Here is a 24,046-nt window from a genome sequence, read left to right on the forward strand (position 1 = left end):
ACCACCAACACAGCCCCCGACCCCCACGCCACACACAACTCCGACACCGCCGCATCAAAACTCAACGACGCAAACTGCAACACCCGCGACCCCACCCCCACCCCAAACCGCTCACCCTGCGCCCCCGCCAAATTCGCCAACCCCGAATGAGAAACCACCACACCCTTCGGCCGCCCCGACGAACCCGACGTATAAATCACATACGCCAACTGGTCAGGGACGATCTCCGGCAGTCCGCCCGAGTCGCTCCCCACCTCGTCCAGCAGGACCGTCTCAATGTCCGCAGACAACCGGCCGGCGGTCTCGGGCATCACCAACACCAGTTCGGCGCCGCTGTCGGCCACCATGAACGCCAACCGCTCCGACGGATACCCCGGGTCCAACGGCACATACCCCCCACCCGCCTTCCACACCGCCAAAATCGCGACAACCGCATCCTCCCCACGCGGCAAGCACAGCCCCACCCGCGACTCCCGACCCACACCCCGCGCCACCAACCCCCGCGCCAACACATCCGAACGCGCATCCACCTCCGCATACGACAACGTCCGCCGCTCCGAACACAGCGCCGCCGCATCCGGCGTCCGCTCCACCCACCCACGGAACAACTCCAACACCGTCGAAGCACCCACCTCACCCGCAGTGTCATTCCACTCCCGCACAACCACCGCCCGCTCCACCTCACCCACCACCGCAACACCGCTCAACCGCACCCGCGGGTCAGCCGCCACCTGCTCCAACACCCGCACCAACCGCTCCACCAACCCACGCACCGTCCCCTCATCAAACAGATCCGCGGCATAGAGAAGCCCACCCCGCAGACCATCCACAGCACCGTCATCCAGACGCCGCTCACTCAACGAAAGTGACAGGTCGAACCGCGCCGCAAAGTCCGTCACCGGCGGGATCTGCTCGACGGACAGCCCTTCGAGGTCCCACTGCGCTTCGGGCACGTTCTGGAGCGCCAGCATCACCTGGAACAACGGATTACGGGCGGCAGAGCGGGCCGGGTTCAGCTCATCCACCAGCCGCTCGAACGGCACGTCCTGATGGGCGTACGCCGCCAGGTCGGCCTCGCGCACCCGCCGCAGCACCTCGGCGAACGACGGGTCCCCCGTCACATCCGCCCGCAGGACAAGGGTGTTGACGAAGAACCCGGCCAGCCCCTCCACCTGTACGTCCGACCGGCCGGCGACCGGCGTACCGACACACACGTCCTCCCCCGCGCCCATCCGCGCCAACAACACGACCAACGCGGCATGGACCACCATGAACATCGTCGCCCCGCTCCGCGCGGCCAACTCCACCAACCGCGCATGCGTCACCGCATCCACGTCGACGGGCACCACACCACTGCGGAACGACGGCACCGCCGGACGCGGACGATCGAACGGCAACACGGTCTCCTGCGGGGCCCCCGCCAACTCCCCACGCCAGAAAGCAACCTGCCCCGCACCCGCACTCTCCGGGTCCTCCAGATCCCCCAGCACCTCCCGCTGCCACAACGCGTAATCCGCGTACTGGACAGGAAGCGGTTCCCACTGCGCAGTCGCGCCGGAGAGCCGCGCGCCGTACGCCGTCTGAAGGTCATCGGCCAGCACACCCATCGACCAGCCGTCCGTCGCGATGTGATGCGCCACCAGCAGCAGAACCCACTCCGTCGCCGAGACCTTCAACAGCGAGGTCCGCCAAGGCAGTTCAACCGCCAGGTCAAATCCACGCCCCACCTCAGAAGCGAGCACGTCACGCCAACGATCACCGGCCTCGACCACCTGGAACGGGGGACGACCCTCCGCGCCCTCGCGGATCTCCTGATACGGCACACCCTCCACATCCGGAAAGACCGTACGCAAACTCTCATGCCGATCCGCCACATCACCCAACGCCGCCTCAAGCGCACCCACATCCAGCCGACCCGAAAGCCGCAGCGCCGACGAGAGGTTGTAGACGGCACCCGTGCTCTCGACGTCCGCCTCTTCCATGTGGTTGAGGAACCACATGCGCTGCTGAGCAAAGGACAGCGGCACCCGCTCCGGACGCTCCCAACGCCTCAACGCCACCCCCGCCGACACCCCAGCACCGTCGACCAGCCGCGCCACCCCGGCCACCGTCGGCTCCGCGAACACCTCACGGACACCAACCGACACGTCCAGCACCGAACGGACACGCGCGATCAACCGCATCACCAGCAGCGAATCACCACCCAGCTCGAAGAAACTCTCCTCCGCGCCCACGCTCCCCGCGCCCAGCACCTCCGCGAACAACCCGCACAGGACCACTTCCGTAGGCGTCACCGGACCCCGGGAGCCGCCGGCACCGAGATCAGGGGCAGGAAGGGCGGCGCGATCCACCTTTCCGTTCACCGTCAACGGCAGCGCCTCAAGGACGACGACCGCCGACGGCACCATGTAATCCGGCAAGCGCGTCGCCGCGAACGCCCGCAACTCGCCACCGTCCGCACCGTCGACATCCCCGACGACGTAAGCAGCCAGCAGACCCTCCCGCACCACTGCCACGGCCTGGTCCACGCCGGGATAAGCGGACAGGGCGGCCTCGACCTCGCCGAGCTCGACGCGGAAGCCGCGGATCTTCACCTGCTCATCCGCACGCCCCACGAACGCCAGTTGGCCGTCCGCCGTCCAGCGAGCCAGGTCCCCGGTGCGATACATCCGACCGCCGTTGCCGAACGGGCAAGCCACGAAACGCTCCGCCGTCAGGTCGGTCCGCCCGATGTACCCACGAGCCAGACCCTCGCCCGCGATATACAACTCACCCGTCACACCGACAGGAACCGGTCGCAGGTAGCCATCCAGGACGTAGGTACGGACGTTGGGCAACGGACGGCCGATCGCGGGCGCCGGGTCCTGACCGCTGATGCCCTCCTCCAACAGGACGGCGGTAGAGATGACGGTCGCCTCGGTCGGCCCATACGTGTTCCACACCCGCGCCCCCACCCGCCACTTCGCCGCCAGGCCCGCCTCCAACCGCTCCGCACCCAACACCCAATTGGCCACCCCGGGAACCGCCTCCGGCTCCAACACCCCCAACAACGACGGCACCACACTCGCCACATCGACACCCGCCGCCCCGACCATCCGCGCCAGCGCCGAAGAATCCAGCCGCTCCTCGGACGAGGCGATCGCCAACGCCCCACCCGCGGCCAAGGTCACCGCAACATCCAGCACCGCGGCGTCAAAGCTGAACGACGCGAACTGCAACGCCGTCACGCCCGCCTCGACACCCAGAACCGGACGCATGGCGGTGGCCAGGTTCGCCACGGACGTGTGAGCCACCGCCACACCCTTCGGCCGCCCCGTCGACCCCGACGTATAGATCACATACGCCAACTGGTCAGGAGCAACTACCGGCAACTCCCCCACTCCGCTCTCCAGATCGTCGAGCAGGACCCTCTCGACATCCCCAGGAAGGCGATCCACCGTCTCATCCGCGACCAGGACCAACTCAGCGCCGCTGTCGGCCGCCATGAACGCCAACCGCTCCGACGGATACCCCGGGTCCAACGGCACATACGCCCCACCCGCCTTCCACACCCCCAACATCGCCACCACCATCTCCACCCCGCGCGGAAGACACAGCCCCACCCGCGACTCACCACCCACACCCCGGGCAATCAGCCCGCGGGCCAGGGCATCGGACCGCGCATCCACCTCCGCATACGACAACCCACGACCCCCACACCACACCGCCACCGCATCCGGAGTCTCAACCACCCACCCCCGGAACCGCTCCACCACCGTCGCCGCGTCCACCTCCCGCGCCGTGGCATTCCACTCCTCCACGACCGCAGTCCGCTCGGACTCCTCCAGCAACTCGATCTCGCTCAACCGCACCCGCGGGTCAGCCGCGACCTGCTCCAACACCCGAACCAACCGCTCCGCCAGCCGACGCACCGTCCCCTCGTCGAACAGATCCGCCGCGTAGAGGAGCCCACCCCGCAGACCGTCGGCCGCACCGTCGTACGAGCGGCGCTCGCTGAGCATCAGGGACAGGTCGAACCGCGCCGCGGGGTCCTTCGCCGGCGGGACCTCCTCGACGGACAGCCCTTCGAGGTCCCAGCGCGCCTCGGGCACGTTCTGGAGCGCCAGCATCACCTGGAACAACGGATTACGCGCCGCCGAACGGGCCGGGTTCAGCTCATCCACCAGCCGCTCGAACGGCACATCCTGATGGGCGTACGCCGCCAGATCCGACTCACGAACACGCGCCAGCAGGTCGCTGAACGTAGGGTCACCGGAGGTGTCGGATCGCAGGACGAGCGTGTTGACGAAGAACCCGGCCAACTCCTCCACCTGCGCGTCCGACCGACCTGCGACGGGCGTCCCGACACAGACGTCCTCCCCGGCGCCCATCCGCGCCAGCAACACCGCCAACGCGGCATGCAGAACCATGAACATGGTCACGCCACCCTGCGCGGCCAACTCCACCAACCGCGCATGCGTCACCGCGTCGACTCCGACCGGGACGGTCCCGCTGCGGAACGACGGCGCCGCGGGCCGCGGACGATCGAACGGCAACACCGTCTCCTGCGGCGCCCCCGCCAACACACCACGCCAGAAAGCAACCTGCCCCGCACCCGCACTCTCCGGGTCGTCCAGCTCCCCCAGCACCTCCCGCTGCCACAACGCATAATCCGCGTACTGCACCGGCAACGGCTCCCACTCCGGCGCCACACCCGACAGGCGCGCGCGATACGCAGCCTGAAGGTCATCGGCCAGCACACCCATCGACCACGCATCCGTCGCGATGTGATGCGCCACCAACAACAGAACCCACTCCGCCTCCGCAACCCTCAACAACGTGGTCCGCCACGGCAGTTCCACCGCCAGGTCGAACCCGCGCCCCACCTCCTCCTGCATCAGCTCCCGCCAGCGGCCGCCGGCCTCGACCACCTGGAACGGGGGACGGCCCTCCGCGCCCGCACGGATCTCCTGATACGGCACGCCCTCCACATCCGGGAAGACCGTCCGCAGACTCTCGTGCCGATCGGCGACGTCCCACAAGCCGGCCCGCAGCGCCTCGACGTCGAGGCTGCCCGTCAACCGCAACGCGAAGGGCAGGTTGTACGCGGCAGCACCCATGCCGTCCGCGCCATCCATCCCGTTCAGGAACCACATCCGCTGCTGCGCGAACGACAACGGCACCCGCTCCGGGCGCTCCCGCCGGCCCAGAACCACAGCCGCCGAGACCCCACTGCTCTCGACCAGCCGCGCCACCCCGGCCACGGTCGGCTCCGCGAACACCTCCCGGACCCCGACCGACACGTCCAGCACCGAACGGACACGCGCGATCAACCGCATCACCAGCAGCGAATCACCACCCAGCTCGAAGAAACTCTCCTCCGCACCCACGCCCTCCAGACCCAGCACCTCCGCGAACAGAACACACAACGCCTCCTCGGTCGGAGTCGACGGCCCACGACTGCCGCTCACCGCGAGGTCAGGAGCGGGCAGCGCAGCCCGATCCACCTTCCCGTTGGCCGTCAACGGCAAGACGTCGAGCACGACCACGGCAGCGGGCACCATGTAGTCGGGCAAACGAGTCGCAGCGAACGCCCGCAACTCGCCACCGTCGACATCCCCAACGACATAACCGACCAGCCGGCCCTCCCGCACCACCACCACGGCCTGGTCCACGCCGGGGTGGGCGGCCAGGACCGCCTCGACCTCGCCGAGCTCGACGCGGAAGCCACGGATCTTCACCTGCTCGTCCGCGCGTCCCACGAACGCCAGTTGGCCATCCGGGGTCCAGCGGACCAGGTCACCGGTGCGGTACATCCGACCACCGTCGCCGTCGAACGGGCAGGCCACGAAACGTTCCGCCGTCAGGCCGGCCCGGTTGATGTACCCACGAGCCAGACCCTCACCCGCGATATACAACTCACCCGTCACACCGACCGGCACAGGCCGGAGATAGGTGTCGAGGACGTAGGTACGGACGTTGGGCAACGGACGGCCGATCGCCGGCGCCAGGTCCTGACCGCTGATGCCCTCCTCCAACAGAACGGCCGTGGTGATGACGGTCGCCTCCGTCGGCCCGTACGTGTTCCACAGCCGGGCCCCCGCCCGCCACTTCGCCGCCAGACCCGCCTCCAACCGCTCCGCACCCAACACCCAATTGCCGATCCCCGAAACCGCCTCCGGCTCCAACACCCCCAACAACGACGGCACCACACTCGCCACGCCGACACCCGACGCCCCCACCATCCGCGCCAGCGCCGAAGAATCCAGCCGCTCCTCGGACGACGCCACCGCCAACGTCCCCCCGGCCGCCAAGGTCACCGCCACATCCAGCACCGCCGCGTCAAAACTGAACGACGCGAACTGCAACGCCACCACGCCCGCCTCGACACCCAGAACCGGACGCATCGCCGCCGCCAAATTCGCCACCGAAGCGTGGGCCACGGCGACACCCTTCGGCCGCCCCGTCGAACCCGACGTATAGATCACATACGCCAAGTCACCGAACCCGACGGACACGTCGATCGGTTTCCCGGACTCGATCGCGACCCCATCCAGGAGGGCGTCCTCACCATCGAGCGAGCCCGCTGTCTCCTCCGTCACCAGGACCAGCTCGGCGCCGCTGTCGGCCACCATGAACGCCAACCGGTCCGACGGGTACTCCGGGTCCAACGGCACATACGCCCCACCGGCCTTCCACACCGCCAGGATCGCCACGACCATCTCGGCCCCGCGCGGAAGGCACAGTCCCACCCGCGATTCACGGCCCACACCCCGCGCCACCAACCCCCGCGCCAGGGCATCGGAGCGCGCATCCACCTCCGCATACGACAGCGCCCGTCCCCCCGACCACAGCGCGGCGGCATCCGGCGTCCGTATCGCCCAGGCACCGAACTGCTCCGGCACCGTCAACGCGTCCAGCTCCCGAGCCGTGGCATTCCACTCCTCCACGACCGCGGACCGCTCGGACTCCTCCAGCAACTCGAACCCGCCAAGCCGCACCCGCGAATCGGCCGCCACCTGCTCCAACACCCGCACCAACCGCTCCGCCAGCCGGCGCACCGTCCCCTCGTCGAACAGATCCGCCGCGAACAGAATCCCGCCATCCAGACCGGCCGCGGCGCCCTGACCAGACCACCGCTCGCTGAGGCCCACCGACAGGTCAAACCGCGCGGGCGCCACCTCCGGCTGGATCTGCTCGACGGCCAGCCCCTCCAGCTCCCACTGCGCTTCGGGCACGTTCTGCAGCGCCAACATCACCTGGAACAACGGATTACGGGCGGCAGAGCGGGCCGGGTTCAACTCGTCCACCAGCCGCTCCAACGGCACATCCTGATGCGCATACGCCGCCAGGTCGGCCTCGCGCACCCGCCGCAGCACCTCGGCGAACGACGGGTCCCCCGTCACATCCGCCCGCAGGACAAGGGTGTTGACGAAGAACCCAGCCAACTCCTCCACCTGCGCGTCCGACCGGCCCGCGACCGGCGTACCGACGCACACGTCCTCCCCCGCGCCCATCCGCGCCAACAACACCACCAACGCGGCATGGACCACCATGAACATCGTCGCCCCGCTCCGCGCGGCCAGCTCCACCAGCCGCGCATGCGTCACCGCGTCCACGTCGACGGGCACCACGCCACTGCGGAAGGACGGCACCGCCGGCCGCGGACGGTCAAAGGGCAACACCGTCTCCTGCGGCGCCCCCTCCAAAGCGCGGCGCCAGAAAGCAACCTGCCCCGCACCCGCACTCTCCGGGTCCTCCAGATCCCCCAACACATCCCGCTGCCACAACGCGTAATCCGCGTACTGCACCGGCAACGGCTCCCACCCCGGGGCCTCCCCGGCGAGACGCGCGCGGTACGCGTCCCGAAGATCGCGCGCAATCACACCCATCGACCAGGCATCCGTGGCGATGTGATGCGCCACCAGCAGCAGAACCCACTCCGCCTCCGCAACCCTCAACAGGGTGGTCCGCCACGGCAGTTCCGCCGCCAGATCGAAACCACGCCCCACCTCCGAGGCGAGCACGTCACGCCAACCATCGCCGGCCTCGACCACCTGGAACGGGGGACGGCCCTCCGCACCCACGCGGATCTCCTGATACGGCACGCCCTCCACATCCGGGAAGACCGTACGCAGACTCTCGTGCCGATCGGCGATCTCGCCGAGTGCCGCAGCCAGCGCAGCCACATCCAACTGCCCGCTCAGACGCAACACCAGCGGCAGGTTGTAGACGGCGCCCGCGCCGTCGATGTCGGCCTCTTCCATGTGGTTGAGGAACCACATCCGCTGCTGCTCGAACGAGAGCGGCACCCGCTCCGGACGCTCCCGCCGCGCCAACGCCACAACCGACGACGCTCCAGCGCCGTCGACCAGCCGCGCCACCCCGGCCACCGTCGGCTCCGCGAACACCTCACGAACACCGACCGACACGTCCAGCACCGAACGGACACGCGCGATCAACCGCATCACCAGCAGCGAGTCACCACCCAGCTCGAAGAAACTCTCCTCCGCGCCCACGCCCTCCAGACCCAGCACCTCCGCGAACAGGACGGACAGCGTCTCCTCGGTCGGAGTCTCCGGCCCACGACTGCCACCCACCGCGAGGTCAGGAGCGGGCAGCGCAGCCCGATCCACCTTCCCGTTGGCCGTCAGCGGCAAGACGTCGAGCACGACGACGGCAGCGGGCACCATGTAGTCGGGCAAACGGGTCGCCGCGAACGCCCGCAGCTCAGCGCCCTCCACACCCTCGACATCCGCAACGACGTAACCGACCAGATGACCCTCCCGCACCACCACCACGGCCTGCTCGACCCGCGGATGGGCCGCAAGGGCAGCCTCGACCTCGCCGAGTTCGACGCGGAAGCCGCGGATCTTCACCTGCTCATCCGCGCGTCCCACGAACGCCAGTTGGCCATCCGGGGTCCAGCGGGCCAGGTCCCCGGTGCGGTACATCCGACCACCGTCGCCGTCGAACGGGCAGGCCACGAACCGCTCCGCCGTCAGGTCGGCCCGGTTGATGTACCCACGAGCCAGACCCTCACCCGCGATATACAACTCACCCGTCACACCCACCGGCACAGGCCGGAGATAGGTGTCGAGGACGTAGGTACGGACGTTGGGCAGCGGACGACCGATCGCCGGCGCCGCGCCCTGACCGGTGATGCCCTCCTCCAACAGGACGGCGGTAGAGATGACGGTCGCCTCCGTCGGACCGTACGTGTTCCACACCCGGGCACCCGCCCGCCACTTCGCCGCCAGGCCGGCCTCCAACCGCTCCGCACCCAACACCCAATTGCCGATCCCCGAAACCGCCTCCGGCTCCAACACCCCCAACAACGACGGCACCACACTCGCCACGCCGACACCCGACGCACCCACCATCCGCGCCAGCGCCGAAGAATCCAGCCGCTCCTCCGCCGAAGCCACCGCCAACGTCCCCCCGGCCGCCAAGGTCACCGCAACATCCAGCACCGCGGCGTCAAAACTGAACGACGCGAACTGCAACGCCGTCACGCCCGTCTCGACACCCAGGACCGGACGCATGGCGGTGGCAAGGTTCGCCACGGAGGCGTGAGCCACGGCGACACCCTTCGGCCGCCCCGTCGACCCCGACGTATAGATCACATACGCCAGCTGGTCGGGGACGACCTCAGGCAGACCGCCCTCGTCACTCTCCACCTCATCGAGCAGGACCGTCTCGACATCCGCCGACAACCGACCAGCGGTCTCAGACGCCACCAGCACCAACTCGGCATCGCTGTCGGCCACCATGAACACCAGCCGCTCCGACGGGTACTCCGGGTCCAGCGGCACATACGCCCCACCGGCCTTCCACACCCCCAACATCGCCACCACCATCTCGACCCCGCGCGGAAGGCACAGCCCCACCCGCGACTCACCACCCACACCCCGCGCCACCAACCCCCGCGCCAACACATCGGAACGCGCATCCGCCTCCGCATACGACACCGAACGCTCCCGGAACCACACGGCAGCAGCATCCGGAGTCTCGGTCACCCAGGAGCGGAACAACTCCAACACGGTCGGAGCATCAACCTCGCTCGCGGTGTCGTTCCACCGCTCGACGACCGCGGACCGCTCCGCTTCGTCCAGTACCGCAACGCCGCTCAGCCGCAGCTCCGGATCGGCCGCCACCTGCTCCAACACCCGAACCAACCGCTCCGCCAGCCGACGCACCGTCCCCTCGTCGAACAGATCCGCCGCGAACAGAATCCCGCCACCCAGACCAGCCGGGGCACCCTGACCGGACCGCCGCTCGCTGAGGTCCACCGACAGGTCGAACCGCGCCGCGGGGTCCTCCACCGGCGGAACCTGCTCCACCCACAGCCCCTCCAGCTCCCAGCGCGCCTCGGGCACGTTCTGGAGCGCCAGCATCACCTGGAACAACGGATTGCGCGCCGCCGAACGGGCCGGATTCAGCTCGTCGACCAGCCGTTCGAACGGCACGTCCTGATGGGCGTACGCCGCCAGATCCGACTCACGAACACGCGCCAACAAGTCACCGAACGACGGATCACCGGAAACGTCGGACCGCAGGACGAGCGTGTTGACGAAGAGCCCGGCCAAATCTTCCACCTGCGCGTCCGACCGACCTGCGACCGGGGTGCCGACGCACACGTCCTCCCCCGCGCCCATCCGCGCCAACAACACGACCAACGCGGCATGGACCACCATGAACATCGTCGTCCCGCTCTGCGCGGCCAGCTCCACCAAACGCGCATGCGTCACCGCATCCACGTCGACGGGCACCACGCCACTGCGGAACGACGGCACCGCCGGACGCGGACGATCGAACGGCAACACGGTCTCCTGCGGGGCCCCCGCCAACTCCCCACGCCAGAAAGCAACCTGCCCCGCACCCGCACTCTCCGGGTCGTCCAGATCCCCCAGCACCTCGCGCTGCCACAACGCGTAATCCGCGTACTGCACCGGCAACGGCTCCCACCCCGGGACCTCACCGGCCAACCGAGACCGGTACGCCGCCTCAAGGTCGTTCGCCAGCACACCCATCGACCACGCATCCGTGGCGATGTGATGCGCCACCAACAGCAGAACCCACTCCGCCTCTGCAACCCTCAACAGGGTGGTCCGCCAAGGCAGTTCAACCGCCAGATCAAATCCACGCCCGGCCTCCGAGGCGAGCACGTCACGCCAACGATCGCCGGCCTCCACCAGCACCAACTCCGGACGGCCGCTCGCACCCGCCAGCACCTGCTGGTACGGCATGCCCTCCACATCCGGGAAGACCGTCCGCAGACTCTCGTGCCGATCCGCCACATCACCCAACGCCGCCCTGAGCGCCGTCACATCGAGCCGACCCGAGAGCCGCAGCGCGAAGGGCAGGTTGTACGCGGCAGCGCCGGCCCCCTCGACGTCGCCACCGTCCATCCGGTTCAGGAACCACATCCGCTGCTGCGCGAACGACAACGGCACCCGCTCCGGACGCTCCCGCCGCCCCAACGCCACACCCGCCGACACCCCAGCACCGTCGACCAGCCGCGCCACCCCCGCCACCGTCGGCTCCGCGAACACCTCACGGACACCAACCGAGACCTCCAGCACCGAACGGACACGCGCGATCAACCGCATCACCAGCAGCGAATCACCACCCAACGCGAAGAAGCCCTCCTCCGCACCCACCCGCTCCAGGCCCAGCACCTCCGCGAACAACCCGCACAGGACCACTTCCGTAGGCGTCACCGGACCCCGGGAGCCACCGGCCCCGAGATCAGGGGCAGGAAGCGCAGCCCGATCCACCTTCCCGTTCACCGTCAACGGCAACACATCCCGCACCACCACGGCCGACGGCACCATGTAGTCCGGCAACCGGGTCGCCGCGAACGCCCGCAGCTCGCCACCGTCGACATCGTCGGCATCCCCGACGACGTAACCGACCAGCCGACCCTCCCGCACCACCACCACGGCCTGCTCGACCCGCGGATGGGCCGCAAGGGCAGCCTCGACCTCACCCAACTCCACCCGGAACCCCCGGATCTTCACCTGCTCGTCCGCCCGCCCGACGAAGGTGAGTTGGCCGTCCGCGGTCCAGCGGACCAGATCCCCGGTCCGATACATCCGACCGCCACCGCCACCGTCTCCGTCGCTGCCGTCGCCGAACGGGCACGCCACGAACCGCTCCGCCGTCAGATCCGCACGCCCCGCATAACCCCGCGCCAAACCAACCCCCGACACATACAACTCACCCACCACACCTACCGGCACCGGCTGCAAAAACCCATCCAGCACGAACACCCCCGCATTCCGCAACGGACGCCCGATCGGAACACTCCCCCCAACACCCACACCCACCGAATCCGCATCCAACGGCAAACTCATCGCCGCACACACCGTCACCTCCGTCGGACCATACGCATTCACCATCCGACGCCCCTCCGACCACCGCCCCACCAACCCCGGCGCGCACACCTCGCCCGCCACCACCAACGTCTCCAACTCGTCCAACAACCCCTCCTCCACCGCCAACACCCCCGGCGGCACCGTCACATGCGTCACCCCCCAACGACCCACCACCTCACCCATCGACACCACCGGCGGCAAACCTCCTACCCCCACCACCACCAACACAGCCCCCGACCCCCACGCCACACACAACTCCGACACCGCCGCATCAAAACTCAACGACGCAAACTGCAACACCCGCGACCCCACACCCACCCCAAAACGCTCACCCTGCGCCCCCGCCAAATTCGCCAACCCAGAATGAGAAACCACCACACCCTTCGGCCGCCCCGACGAACCCGACGTGTAGATCACATACGCCGCATTGGCAGCGCGCAGCGGCGCCGTGCGCTCGGCGTCGACCACGCGGCCTGGCGTGCGCCGCGCCACCGCCGCCGCGACCTCCGGATCGTCCAGGGCGATCGCCCGCGCCCTCACGGACTCGGGCAGTGCCTCGCGGCCGGCCTCGGTGCACAGCACCGCGGTCGGGTCGGCGTCCTTCAGCACCAGAGCAATCCGGTCCGCCGGATACGCGGGGTCCAGCGGGACGAAGGCCCCGCCGGCCATCGACACCGCCAGCAGTGCCACCAGGGTGTCCGCCGACCGCTCGGCGACCACGGCGACCCGCTGCTCGGGCCCCACCCCCATGGCGATCAGGTGCCGCGCCAGGCGGCCTGCCTCGTCCTCCAACTCGGCGTAGCCGAAAGTCCGCTCTTCCGACTCCAGGGCCACCGCGTCCGGTGTCCGCCGCACCTGCGCGGCGAGCAGTTCGGGCAGCGTCGAGGCGGGTACTTCGGGCTGGATGTCGTGCCAGTCCCGGGTCACCCGGGCGAGTTCGTCGCCGTCCAGCAGCCCGATGCGTGCCAGCGGTGCGTGCGGGTCCGTGACGAAGCCCTCAAGCACGTGTTGCAGCGCGGCGAGCACCCGCTCGGCGTGGGAACGGTCGAACAGGTCGGTCCGGTGGTCGAGTTGCAGCTCCATCCGCTCGCCCGGTGCGACGATCAGGCCGAGCGGATAGTGGCTGGCGTCCCTGGTCCTGCCGTCGAGACGGATGGTGAGGGAGTCAGGGCCGTCCGGCACCGCGTCCGCCGAGCGGGGATAGTTCTCGTACACCACCAGCGTGTCGAACTCGGCGCCCGGCCCTGCGAGCTGCCTGATCTCGGTGAGCCCGAGGTGCTGGTGACCCAGCAGAGCCACCTGGCGCGTCTGAAGCGCGGAGAGCAGGTCGGCGACGGTGAGGCCGCCGGCCAACTCGACCCGGACCGGCAGGGTGTTGATGAACAGGCCGATGAGCGAGTCGGCGCCCGGCAGGTCCGTGGGGCGGCCGGCGACCGTGGTGCCGAACACCACGTCCTGCCGTCCGGCCAGCCGGGCGAGGACGACCGCCCACGCGCCCTGGACCACTGTGGCCATGGTGACGCCGAGCTCACGGGCCAGTGCGTCCAGTGCCCGCGTCAGCTCTTCGGTGCACTCGGCGAGCACCGCCTCGGGACGCAGGGGTGCCCGGGCGGGGTCGGCCGGGGCGACCAGGGTGGGCTCGTCCGCTCCGGCCAGTTCCGCGCGCCAGGCGGTCCGCGCCGCTTCCCGGTCCTGCCGGCCCAGCCAGGCCAGGTAGTCGCGGTAGGAGCGGGCCGGGGGCAGCGCCCGGACATCGCCCCCGGTCCGGTAGAGCGTCGACAGTTCGTCCACCAGGATCGGCAGCGACCAGCCGTCGAGCACGATGTGATGGGTCGTCATCACCAGCCGGTGGCGCCGCTCGCCAAGGCGGATCAGCAGCACCCGCAGCAGCGGGCCTCGCGCGAGGTCGAAGCCCACCGACAGCTCCGCCTCGGACAGCCGGGTCGCTTCCGCCTCCGCCTCGGCCGCCGGCAGGCCGCTCAGGTCGGCCTCCTGCCAGGGGAGTTCCGCGTGCCGGACGACGACCTGCACCGCCTGGCCCGACCTGCGCCGGCGGAAGCCGGCCCGCAGGGCGCCGTGGCGGGCGATCAGGCCCTCCCAGCAGCGGCGGAGCCGATCGGCGTCCAGCGGCCCGTCGAGGGCCAGGGCTCGCTGTCCGGTGTACACGTCGGACGCCCCGTCCCCGAAGGAAGCGTGGAACAGCAGCCCCTCCTGGAGCGGGGACAGCGGCCAGATGTCGTCGATGGCGATCGGGGTCCGGGTCATCGCGTACGTCTCCTCATAGCGGTAACAGAGGTCACAGCGGTCACGGCGGTCACAGCTTCGGTTCGGCAGCACGGGCGGAGCAGGGGCGGAGCAGGGGCGGAGCAGGGGCGGAGCAGGGGCGGAGCAGGGGCGGAGCAGGGGCAGAGCAGGGGCAGAGCAGGGGCAGAGCAGGGGCAGAGCAGGGGCAGAGCATCAGAGGGTGGAGGGATCAGAAGCTGGAGGGATCAGGGGGCTGAGGTCGGGAGACGGGAGGGGTGGGATCAGTTGAGGTCGTCGGCGAACTCGGACTCCAGGGCCTCGATCTCGTCCTGGTCGAGATCGAGCAGCGCGAAGTCGGAGGGTGTGTGGCCGCCGGCCGACGGATCGGCGGTGTGGACGGCAAGGCCCTCCAGCAGTTCCAGCCAGGTCTGGCCGAGGCGCTCCGCCCGGCTCTCGCCGAGCAGCGTTCCGGGCCAGCTCAGCGTGAGCGTGAGCAGGGGCCCGTCCGGGGTGTCCGCCACGACGGCGCCGGCGGCCAGCACATGCGGCACCGGCATGTCCGGGTCCGCCGTTCCGACCATCGCGGTCTCCCCGGCCGGCTGCCAGGCGCGGACCGGGCTTCCGGGCGTTCCGGCGGCGGCGAACCGGCCCAGGTAGTTGAAGCCGATCTCCGGGGTGGGAAGATCCGCCAGCACCCGTGCCGTGTCCGGATTCGCACGGCGGAGCAGGCCGTGGCCCAGCCCGTCCCCGGGCACCGCCTGCACCTGCTCCTTCACCCGCTTGACCAGCCCGCCGGCGGAGGCACCGCCGGCCGCGGCATCCGCCAGGTCCAGCCCCGACACCTCCAGCCGCAGGGGATGCGCCGCGGTGAACCAGCCCACCGTCCGGGACACGTCCATGCCCTCCGACAACGGCTCGCGGCCGTGCGCCTCGACCTCCACCAGCAGTCCGGCGCCGCCGGGGTGCGGACGCCATCGCGCCACGGCTCCGGCCAGCGTTGCCAGCAGCACCTCGTGCACGCCGCAGTGGAAGAGCGCCGGGGTACGGCCGACCAGGACGGCGCTGCGGTCGGCGGGGACCGTCCACTCGCGGCGGGAGAGGGTCCGGACGGTGTCACGGGCCGGGTCGAGGGAACGGACCCCGCCCACGGTCCGCGCGTCGGCCCCGGACAGCAGACCCACCCAGCCGTCCAGCTCCGCCAACCGCTCCGCGCTCCGCGCCGAGCGCTCCAACTGCCGTGCCCAGGAACGGAACGAGGTGCCACCGGCCCGCAGGACGCTCTCGGGCTCACGGCCGGCGGCCACGGCCTCGCAGGCCGCCCGCAGATCCGGTATCAGCACCCGCCACGACACCCCGTCGACCACCAGGTGGTGCGCCACCAGGGCCACCCGACCGACGCGGTCCGGGCCGGCGTCCACCCACACCGCGACCACCATCACGCCGGCCACCGGGTCCAGTCGGTCGATCGCGTCCCTGGCCGCGCCGGCGGTCACGTCGTCCAGACGGTCGTCGGGGACACCGACGGCGTCCACGCGCACGACGCGCCCGGACGCATCCACCGTGCCGGGTTCCGGCACCACGAGCACCGGGTCATCCGGCCCACCCCCGACCCGGGCCCGGAGCATGCCGTGCGCGGCGAGCACCGCCCCCAGCCCCGCTGCCAGCACATCCGTCCCCAGCCCGGCGGGCGCGCCCACGGCCATCCACTGCGCGAACCGCGGCCGCAGCGCGTCCGCGCCCACGGCCCGCATCACCGGCGTCCACGGCACCTCGCCGACACCGCCGTCCTCGATCTGCTCCGACGCGTGCGCGGTCGCGACCGCCACCGACGCGAGCCGCTCCGGGGTCTTCTCCTCGAAGACCTGGCGGGGCGTCACCACCCAACCGGCCCGGCGGGCGCGGGAGGCGAGCAGCATCGACATGATCGAGTCGCCGCCCAGCTCGAAGAACCCGTCCCCGACCCCTGCCTCCTCCAGGCCCAGCACCTCGGCGAACAAGGCGCAGAACGCCTCCTCGGCGGAGGTCGCGGGCGCACGGGTGGCAACGGACGTGAGGTCGGGGACGGGCAGGGCCGCGCGGTCGATCTTGCCGTTGACGGTCAGCGGGAAGGCGTCCAGCACCACCACCGCCGACGGGACCATGTACTCCGGCAGTCTCGTCGCCGCGTGGGCCCGTACGGCGTCCGCGTCCATGTTCGCGTCCACCGCTCCGACGACGTACCCGGTCAGCCGACCGCCGTGCGCCAGCACCACCGCCCGCGCCACACCGGGATGGGCGGCTAGGACGGCCTCGACCTCGCCGAGTTCGACGCGGAAGCCGCGGATCTTCACCTGTTCGTCCGCCCTTCCCACGAACGCCAGTTGGCCGTCCGCGGTCCAGCGGGCCAGGTCACCGGTGCGATACATCCGGCCGTCGCCGCCGCCGTCGAACGGGCACGCGACGAACCGTTCCGCCGTCAGGTCGGTCCGCCCGATGTACCCACGAGCCAGGCCGGCCCCGGCGACGTAGAGGTCACCGGTGATCCCTACGGGGACCGGCCGGAGGTAGGCGTCGAGGACGTAGGTACGGACGTTGGGCAACGGACGACCGATCGCCGGCGCCGGGTCCTGACCGGTGATGCCCTCCTCCAACAGGACGGCGGTAGAGATGACGGTCGCCTCGGTCGGACCGTACGTGTTCCACACCCGCGCGTTCTCACGCCACCTCGCCGCCAGGCCGGCCTCCAACCGCTCCGCACCCAACACCCAATTGCCCACCCCAGGAACCGCCTCCGGCTCCAACACCCCCAACAACGACGGCACCACACTCGCCACATCGACACCCGCCGCCCCCACCATCCGCGCCAACTGCGTACCGTCCAGCCGCTCTTCGGACGACGCCACCGCCAAGGCCCCACCCCCGGCCAGGGTGACCGCCACATCCAGCACCGCCGCGTCAAAACTGAACGACGCGAACTGCAACGCCACCACCCCCGGCTCCACGCCAAGAACAGGACGCATCGCCGCCGCCAAATTCGCAACCGAAGCGTGAGCGACCGCCACACCCTTCGGCCGCCCCGTCGACCCCGACGTATAGATCACATACGCCAACTGGTCAGAGACAACCTCAGGCAGACCGCCCCCATCACACCCCACCTCATCCAGCAGGACCGTCTCGACATCCGCCGACAACCGACCAGCGGTCTCAGGCGTCACCAACACCAACTCGGCGCCGCTGTCGGCCACCATGAACACCAGCCGCTCCGACGGATACTCCGGGTCCAGCGGCACATACGCCCCACCGGCCTTCCACACCCCCAGGATCGCCACGACCATCTCCGCCCCGCGCGGAAGGCACAGCCCCACCCGCGACTCCCGACCCACACCCCGCGCCACCAACCCCCGCGCCAGAGCATCAGAACGCGCATCCACCTCCGCATACGACAGCGCCCGACCCCCCGACCACAACGCCACCGCGTCCGGAGTCTCGGTCACCCACCCACGGAAACGGTCCAGCACCGTGCCGAACTCAAACGGCCGCGCCGTGGCATTCCACTCCTCCACGACCGCAGACCGCTCGGACTCCTCCAGCAACTCGATCTCGCCCAACCGCACCCGCGGATCGGCCGCCACCTGCTCCAACACCCGCACCAGGCGGCGAACCATCCGCAGGGCATCGCGACGACCGAACACGTCGGACCGGTAGTCGAGACGGATCGCAAGGGCGTCGGCCGGGGTGACCCCCAGCGCCAGCGCGAAGTTGGTCGACTCGCGGAGTTCGGTGCCCGCGAGCGACAGTTCGTCACCGACCGGCTGGACATCGAGGTCGCCCGGGTAGTTCTCGAAGGCGAGCAGCGTGTCGAAGGTCGCGCCGGGACCGGCTGCCCGCTGGGCCGCGCTCAGCCCCACGTGCTGGTGGTCGAGGAGCGCCGACTGCCGCGCCTGGAGGGCCTGGAGCGCCTCGCGCACCGAACGGGCCGCGTCCAGATCGACACGCACCGGCAGCGTGTTGATGAACAGGCCGAGCATCGTCTCCATGCCCGGAAGTTCCGCCGGGCGCCCTGCCACCGTCGCGCCGAACACCACCTCGCGACGGCTCGTCAGCTGGCCCAGCACCATCCCCCAGGCCAGCTGGATGACGGTGTTGAGTGTCACGCCGGCGCCACGGGCGACCCGCTCCAGGTCGCGGAGCAGTTCGGCGCCGGCGCGGTCGGTCACCCGGTCCAGGACGACGGCGGCCGCCGCGCTCGGCTCGGTCGGCGCGACCAGCGTCGGCTCCTCGATCGGCGCCAGTTCGGCCTGCCACGCCTCCAGCGCCGCCGCCGTGTCCCGACCGGCCAGCCACGTCCAGTACGGCCGCGCCGACACGGACGCGGCAAGTCCGTCCGCCCGGCCACCGGCCGCGTAGAGCACCCACAACTCGCGCAGCATCAACGGCAGCGACCAGCCGTCCAGCAACAGGTGGTGCAGCGTCACCACCAGCCGGGCCCGGTCGGCGCCGGTCCGGATCAGGGCCACCCGCAGCAGTGGCGGCGCGCCGAGGTCGAACCGCGCGGACCGCTCCTCGGCACCCACCCGATCCGCGGCGTCCTCGCCCAGCCCCGTCAGGTCGACCTCGCGCCATGGCAGTACAGCGCGGCCGACGACCACCTGCACCGGACCTGCCGCGCCCGCCACCTGCACGAACCCGGCGCGCAGCGCCGCGTGCCGATCGAGCAGCGCCTGCCACGACGCGTGCAGCCGGGGCCCGTCCACGTCGCCGTCGAGTGTCAGGACCAGCTGCTCGACGTATACGTCCGCACCCTTGTCGTCGAAGAGCGAGTGGAACAGCAGGCCCTCCTGGAGCGGCGCGACGGGAAGGACGTCCACCAGCTCCGGAACCGCCGACTCGATCTCCTCCACACCGGCCTGGTCCAGCGCGACCAGCGGGAAGTCCGACGGGGAGTGACCACCCGCCCCGGCCCCGACATCCGCCACCAGTTCGGCGAGCACCCGCGCCCACGCCGCCAGCAGTCCGCGCGTCCGGTCCTCGCCCATCAGCCGTTCCGGGCACGCCGCTCTCAGCTCCAGCACCGCACCGCCCGCTGAGTCGCGTACCGACCCCAGCAGTTCCACGGCGTGCATCGGCGGGGCATCGGGGGCGCTCCGGGCCCTGAATCCCTCGGTCGCCGCTCCTCGGCCCAGGTAGTTGAAGCCGACCTGGGCCGAGGGAAGGGCCGCCAGTTCTTCGGCCGTGTCCGGGTTGACGTGCCGCAGCAGCCCGTAACCGAGGCCGTCACCCGGGACGGCCCGCACCTGTTCCTTCGCCCGCCGCACCGACGTGTCGCCGTCCGTGCTCAGCCGTACCGGACGCGAGGCGGTGAACCACCCCACCGTCCGCGACAGGTCCATCCCCTCGGCCAGCGGCACCCGGCCGTGTCCCTCGACGTCCACCAGGAACCCGCCCACGCCGGCCCACTCGCCGACCGCCCCCGCCAGCCCCGCCAGCAACACCTCGTCCACTCCCGCGTGGTACGCCGCCGGGACCGCTGTCAGCAGCGCCGCCGTGATCTCCGCCGGTACGGTCACGGCCACCTCGCGAACTGTCGCACCCACATCCACACCGGGGTCCAGTGCGGCGTCCGTCAGCAGCGGGTCCGGGCCGTCGCCCGCCAGCACCGCCCGCCACGCCCCCAGCTCGGCCACCCGCTCCGGGCGCCCCGCCTCCACCGCCAACTCCCGGGCCCACGCCCGGAACGGCACCGGTACGGGGTCCAACTCCACGGCGTGTCCAGCGGCGAGTGCGTGGTACGCGGACCACAGGTCCGGCAGGAGCACCTGCCAGGACACCGCGTCGACGACCAGGTGGTCGGCCACCACGACCAGCCGCCCAGGTGCCTCCGGCCCCGCGTCCAGCCACACCACCTGCAGCATCACCCCGGCCGCAGGGTCCAGGCGTACCACCGCCGCGTCGATCTCCGCGTCCACCAGGGCCACCAATGCCGCCGGGTCCGGGTGGTGCGCTCCCGCGGCATCGACGCGCGCCACCAGCCCGTCGACCGACACCGCGTCGCCCGCCTCCGGCACCATCAGCAGCCCGGGCTCCACCACCAACCGTGCTCCCAGCACCTCATGGCGCTCCACCAGGGCCGCGACCGCCGCCCGCAGCGCCGCCTCGTCCAGTCCCGCAGGGGCCTCCACCACCACCGACTGCACGACGGCGCGCACGCTGCCGGCACCGACCCGGTCCAGTACTTCCCGCATCACCGGTGTCAGCGGCACCTCACCAGCGGCGGTGTCCGCCGGGCGCGCGCCGTCAGCCGTCCCGTCGACCGGCGTCGCCACGGCGGCCAGCCTTGCCGGCGTCCGTAACTCGTGCACCTGGCGGGCCCCGACGACCAGACCCGCGCGGCGGGCCCGCGACACCACCAGCATCGCGGTGATCGAGTCGCCGCCCAGCTCGAAGAAGCTGTCCCCGGCTCCGACCGCAGCCGCCTCCACGCCCAGCACCTCCGCGAACAGCGCACGCAGCGTCTGCTCGGCGCCGCTCGACGGGGCGTGCGCATCGGCGGACCCGAGGTCGGGCGCGGGCAGGGCGGGACGGTCGATCTTGCCGTTGACGGTCAACGGGAGCGCTTCCAGCGCGATGACCACCGACGGAACCATGTACTCCGGCAACCGCGTGGCGGCGAAGGCCCGCACGTCCGGCCCGTCCGCATCGCCGACGGTGTAGCCGACCACCCGCCCGTCCCGCACCACCACCACGGCCTGCTCGACCCGCGGGTGGGCGGCCAGGACGGCCTCGACCTCGCCGAGCTCGACGCGGAAGCCGCGGATCTTCACCTGCTCGTCCGCCCGCCCGACGAAGGCCAGTTGGCCGTCCGCGGTCCAGCGGGCCAGGTCCCCGGTGCGGTACATCCGGCCGCCGTCGCTGCCGTCGCCGCCGCTGATGTCGTCGAACGGGCAGGCCACGAACCGTTCCGCCGTCAGATCGGTCCGCCCGATGTACCCACGAGCCAGACCCTCGCCCGCGATGTACAACTCGCCCACCACGCCTACGGGAACGGGCCGGAGGAAGGCATCCAGGACGTAGGTACGGACGTTGGGCAACGGACGGCCGATCGCCGGCGCCGGGTCCTGACCGGTGATGCCCTCCTCCAACAAAACGGCCGTGGTGATGACGGTGGCCTCGGTCGGACCGTAGGTGTTCCACAGCCGGCCCCCCGCCCGCCACCTCGCCGCCAGGCCGGCCTCCAACCGCTCCGCACCCAACACCCAATTGGCCACCCCGGGAACCGCCTCCGGCTCCAACACCCCCAACAACGACGGCACCACACTCGCCACTTCGACACCCGACGCACCCACCATCCGCGCCAGCTGCGTAGCGTCCAGCCGCTCCTCGGACGAGGCGATCGCCAACGCCCCACCCCCGGCCAGGGTGACCGCCACATCCAGCACCGCCGCGTCAAAACTGAACGACGCGAACTGCAACGCCACCACACCCGGCTCCACGCCAAGAACAGGACGCATCGCCGACGCCAAATTCGCCACCGACGCATGCGTCACCCCCACACCCTTCGGCCGCCCCGTCGACCCCGACGTATAGATCACGTACGCCAACTGGTCAGGAGCAACTACCGGCAACTCCCCCACTCCGCTCTCCAGATCGTCGAGCAGGACCCTCTCGACATCCCCAGGAAGGCGGTCCGCCGTCTCATCCGCGACAAGGACCAACTCAGCGCCGCTGTCAGCGACCATGAACGCCAACCGCTCCGACGGATACTCCGGGTCCAACGGCACATACGCCCCACCCGCCTTCCACACCCCCAACATCGCCACCACCATCTCCACCCCGCGCGGAAGGCACAGCCCCACCCGCGACTCACCACCCACACCCCGCGCCACCAACCCCCGCGCCAAGGCATCGGACCGCCCATCCACCTCCGCATACGACAACCCCCGACCCCCACACCACACCGCGACCGCATCCGGAGTCTCAACCGCCCACCCCCGGAACCGCTCCACCACCGTCGACGCGTCCACCTCCCGCGCCGTGGCATTCCATCCGCTCACCACCAGGGCACGCTCGTCGTCCCCCAGCACTCCGATCCGCCGCACCGGCACCGTCGGGTCGCCGACCGCGCGCTCGACGAAGCCGACCAGCGATCGACGGACCCCCCGCACCCACGCCCGGTCGTAGAGCGCCGCGTTCGCCTCTACGGTGATGTCGATCCCCGAGCCCGTCCGGTCGACCAGCACCCCGAAGTCCTCGACCAGCCGGGTGGACACGTCCCGTGCCACGCCCCGGCAGTCACCGAAGGCGAGTTCCCCGGTCCGCGGCAGGATGTTCACGTACGGCCCGAAGTGCCAGCGGTCGCCTTCCGGCCAGCCCAACTCCCGGCGCAGCCACTCGCCGCGGTACCGCTGGTGCCGGAGCAGTTCGCCGACGGCCGCGTCGGCCGTCCGGGCGAGGTCGATCAGGTTCGCCGCGGCCGGCACCGGGAACCGCAGGGGCAGCATGTTCGCCCTGGTCATGCGGGCGCGCAGATCCGCCTCGCCCACGCGGCCGGTCAGGGGCAGGCTGAGCAACGCTTCCGCCGACCCGGCCATGCCGCTGACGTAGGCGCCGGCGGCGGCGACCAGCAGCCGGGACGTCCGCAGGCCGGACCCGCCGGCCGCGGCGCGCAGCGCGTCGACCGCGGCGGGGGTCAGGCCACCCGTCTCCCGCAGTACTGCCCCGCCTCCGGTGCCGGCTTCACCGCCCCGTGGAAACCCGGAGACGCCGGAAAGGCGGGAGCTTTCCGCCATCTCCGGCCGATCCGAGAATCGGTCGTACAGATAGCGCCGATCGTCCTCGAATTCGGCCGAGTTCCGATACCTCGCCTCCTCGTCAAGCGCCTTGCTCAACGAGATGCTTTCGGAATTCTGGTACGCACCGCCCGCGACGGACGCCGAATACACCTCGGCGACCCGGCGTGCCATCAGCGTGCACCCGTGACCGTCGAGCAGCAGGTGGTTGTAGCCCTGGAACCAGCAGTGCCGGTGGGAATCGATTCTGAAGAGCACGAAAGAGAAAAGGCGCGCTCCGAGCGGGTTCTCCACGCCGGCGAGTTCCTGGCGCATCCGGGTCTCGGTCCACGCCCGCCGGTCGTCGCCGTCTTCGTCCGGTTCCTCGATGCGCAAGGTCCATGGCCGGGCGGCGTGCGGCACGGCGCGCACCCCGCCGACCGCGTCCTCGGCGAATCGCACGCCGAGGATCTCCGTCTCCTCGACCGTCCGGCGCAGCGCGGCCTCGAAGGCGGGCACGTCCAGGGCACCCGTGATCTGCACGGCCTGCCCGACGCTGTAGAGCGCGCGCGGGCCCCCCAGGCGCTGCGCGTGCCAGATGCCCTCCTGGCCGTCGGACAGGGAGATACCGCCATCGATTCGCTCGCTCATGCCTACCCCCGATCCGTATTCCCACTTCATGGGCATGCGGCTGCCCAA

At 70.8% G+C, this 24,046-nt stretch carries 2 protein-coding genes; both read right to left on the bottom strand.

Going from position 1 to position 24,046, the window contains the following annotated elements; translation table 11 throughout:
• Window positions 1-14,624: amino acid adenylation domain-containing protein (locus tag AB0399_RS11895; protein ID WP_366411154.1), on the bottom strand; the 14,624-nt coding region annotated here is incomplete at its 3' end.
• Window positions 14,625-14,884: 260 nt separating this feature from the next.
• A complete protein-coding gene (locus AB0399_RS11900; protein WP_366411155.1) occupies window positions 14,885-23,998 on the bottom strand; it encodes an amino acid adenylation domain-containing protein in 9,114 nt (3,037 codons plus the stop codon).
• Between the last annotated feature and the right edge of the window lie 48 nt (window positions 23,999-24,046).

This window comes from Streptomyces sp. NPDC088194 (genome assembly GCF_040702025.1).
In the GTDB taxonomy this organism is placed as follows: Bacteria; Actinomycetota; Actinomycetes; order Streptomycetales; family Streptomycetaceae; genus Actinacidiphila.